The sequence below is a fragment of the Rhizobacter sp. P2_H2 genome, from assembly GCF_056403375.1.
On sequence record NZ_JBFUFP010000647.1, the window covers coordinates 1 to 3149 of the forward strand.

A 3149-nucleotide genomic window follows, 5' to 3' on the forward strand; every position below is an offset into this window, starting at 1 on the left:
CGCTACCAACACCCGCGGAAGCATGCAGGTCAGCACTTTCGCCGACCCATCCGCGCCCGGTCGTTCGCGGGTCTGATTGGGCTGCGCCATGTCGATGATGCTGACGTCCCCTGCGCGCTGGTGCAGCACGTGTTCCGCCTGCACGAACTCGGCACCCCCGGAAAGGTACAYCGCCACCTGGAAGTGGTCGATGCCCCGTCCGACGTGCAGCGACGTTCTGTCGTACTTGAGCGTGCTCGATCGGTTCTCGAGCAGCAGCGCACCCGCGAGGTGCCAGGTGGTGGTCGCCACCTGGAAGTCGGCTACATCGCCCAGCATCGTCACGTCGCAGATGTCGGCCGTGAGCTCGCAAAAGCGCTGGAAGGCCTGTTGTGGCGATCCATAGACGGCGGTGGAGAAGTGGGTGGGGCCGCTGGCGACGGGAGGAGGAGTCGAAGGTGGCATGTTCGATCTGCAGTTCGCGAAGACGGATCGGCCTTACTGCTGCAGCGATTCAACTCTCCGCGGATCCAATTTCGGGGGGCGGTGTCGCGTGCGACCTTAGCCCAAAAGGAGCCCGTTCGCGCATCGGCGGGCGGCACTCGGTGTCACGAGGCTGCAATATCAGCACCAGGCTGATGTACGGTGGCGGACTTGATGGCTATCGTGGCGGCCATGAAAGCCCGTGATGTTCATGCCGGAGCCGTGCAGCGCCAGCGCGCCGAGGGTGAGGCAGTTGCCCGGTCCGCGCCGAGCGGGGCCCTGGTTCAGCGCGCCGCCTCGCACATCGACATCAACCAGTCACCGCGCATGCTGGCGCAGCGCCGGGCCTTGCATGCGATCTTTGGGCCGGCCATGGTGGCTCAACGCAAACCGGTGAAAGAGGGCGAGCAAGATCACTACCTCGATCCGGAGGTGTTCGGCACCCTGAAGCTGTTCCTGGTGGAGGGCTCGATGGGCGACGAAGTCGGCGTCGTGAGGTTCCGGCTCGGAACGACCGACAAGACTGCCGTCTGGGACCTGGCAAGCCAGCGCTACCTGTGGGACGAGTCCGAACACGCACCCAAAGCCGCCGATGCATCCGTCCCGGCGGGCACCGTGCTGGTTCATGGCACCACGGCCGCACGCTTCACGCTGGGCGACGAAGAGACCGTGGTGCTGGTGCCGAATGCGCCGGCATGGTTCTCTTTCGACGAAGAGTTCAGCCTGCAAGCGGCTGCCATCAAGTTCGAAGGAGAAGGATCGAAGCAGTTCCTGCACACCTTCAAGGCCAGGGCTCCTCTGGTCGTCAAGCAGTTCGAGGATTGGGAGCACCTGGACGGCACCCTCAGTCACCAGGGCCTGAAGTCCTTCGGCGGGAACGGCGACGTCGAGGCCAGGGGCGTCAAGGCGATGCATCCGGGCAGCGACGGCTATCTCGTCAAGAAGGACGGCGGGCGCGGTGAACCGGAGTTGGTGCTTTTCTCGGCAGGGCTGGGCAAGGTGAGGCGGACCCAGGTGCAGGAGTTCACCGCACACTCAGAACAGCGCACGGTGGAGGGTCCGCCGACCATCTTCCACAAGAAGGATGGCCAGCGAATTGGAGAGATGCTGGCCAGCGGCAATCCCGAAGACCGGTACGTGAAGCTGCTGAACGAAGACGAGATCTACCAGTTGGTGATCCGTGAAACCGGCAGGGCGAGAGAGTGGCTCCAGAGGCGGTGGTCCGACGACGTCCAGGAAATCGCTCGAGAAGAGAACATCGGCAAGCAGCGTCAGTTCATCGGCCTGTTGCTCCAGGAAGTGGCCAGCTGGGTGTGAGGGACCTGGCGAGTCAGCGGCTCGCCGCCTTGAGCAAGCGCGGCGACGCGGACTGGATCCCCGACAGTGCACTCGGAATCGGGTACACCACGAGCCGCTGGTTGCCGACCCAGAACAGCGTGTCGCCCAGCGGGCTGATCACGAAGGCGCCTCGCACGTCGCAGCCGTAGGCCGGCTGCGCTCCGCAATCCAGCGCCTGCGTCGTCACGGCGATCTGGCTCAGCTTCACCAGCGCCGAGGTGCCCGGCTGCACCTGGGTGGTGTCGTACACGTCGATGTGGTCGACGACCAGGCTGTTGTTGTTGGCCGTGACCAGCCGGTACAGCCGCGTGCCGTCGGGGGAGATGACGGCATTGGTGCCGATGGCCGAGCTGATGACTGCCGTGCCGATCAGGCTGAAGTTGACGCCGTCGTAGAGCGTCTCGTCATCGACGAGGGCCCTGCTGCCGGTCGCGTCGTAGGCGACGCTGCGGTACGGGTTGGGCAGCGTCGACGGGGAGCTCAGGCTCTCGGTCGCGGTCGTGTACAGGTAGCTGGGCAACCTCGGCGACAGCATCGGCGGGTTCAGCACGAACAGCTTCGAGCCATCGCCCGGCGCGTAGAACTCCGGCGAGTAGAGGCTGAAGTTCGAGCCGGGGATCGGCTGCACCCCGTAGCTGCCGCTGAGCATGTCGAAGTAGCCCATGTTCGACCACTGGCTGCCGCCGAACCACAGGCGCATGTCGCTGGTGGTCGCCATGCCGCGCGTGAAGTACTTCGAAGGCGACACCGACCCATCCATCTGCGCCGGCAGCGGGTAGGTGTTCTTCACCTGCAGCGTGTCCGCATCGACGGCGAGCAGGTTGCGCGTGCCCGAACCCACGTACAGCGTCTGCCGGTCCGGTGACATCGCCAGGTCGCCGATGGCCGCCACCGGCAGCCCGTCGACCTGCCACTGGCCGCCCGCATAGCGGAATCGCACCAAGGTGTTCTGATCGAGGTTGATGGCGTACAGCGCATTGCGCGTGGGGTCGAACAGCGCCGAGCGTTTCTCGCCGGCGTTGGCCGCCGTGCTCGCCGGCAGCACACCCCGCGTCGCGACGCCGATGGCACCGCTCCAGGCCGCGAAGCCCGCAGCGTTGGTCACCGACACCTTCGCACGGCCCGCCGCCAGCGCCGGGATCTCGAGCACGGCTTCGCGATCGCTGGTGACGGTGCSGGTGACGCCGGCAGCGCCTGCCACCTGGATGCGGCCGACGCCGGACAACTGCGACAGGCCGCGTCCGGTCACGCGCACGGTGGCCGGCTGCCCTGCCACGATCGTGGCGGGCCAGGTCGTGTAGATCTCGGGCAGGTGCTTGTTCAGCGTCACCGGAAGCACGGCATCGGTC

At 66.1% G+C, this 3149-nt stretch carries 3 protein-coding genes; 1 reads left to right on the forward strand and 2 read right to left on the reverse strand.

Features of this window, described 5'->3' with window-relative positions:
* Positions 1 to 444: hypothetical protein (locus AC1D15_RS23995; protein ID WP_477827943.1), on the reverse strand; the 444-nt coding region annotated here is incomplete at its 3' end.
* A gap of 210 nt (positions 445 to 654) precedes the next feature.
* On the opposite strand from AC1D15_RS23995, the gene AC1D15_RS24000 reads away from it, so the two are divergent.
* Positions 655 to 1779, forward strand: a complete 1125-nt coding sequence (locus AC1D15_RS24000) for a hypothetical protein (RefSeq protein ID WP_477827944.1) — start codon at positions 655 to 657, stop codon at positions 1777 to 1779.
* A 13-nt stretch (positions 1780 to 1792) separates the two neighbouring features.
* On the opposite strand, the gene AC1D15_RS24005 is transcribed toward AC1D15_RS24000, so the two are convergent.
* A partial coding sequence (locus AC1D15_RS24005) for an IPT/TIG domain-containing protein (RefSeq protein ID WP_477827945.1) occupies positions 1793 to 3149 on the reverse strand: 1357 nt, incomplete at its 5' end.

Excerpts from the sequence above, each read along its gene's own strand:
- AC1D15_RS24000 (WP_477827944.1), top strand. The coding sequence starts at position 655 with ATGAAAGCCCGTGATGTTCATGCCGGAGCCGTGCAGCGCCAGCGCGCC.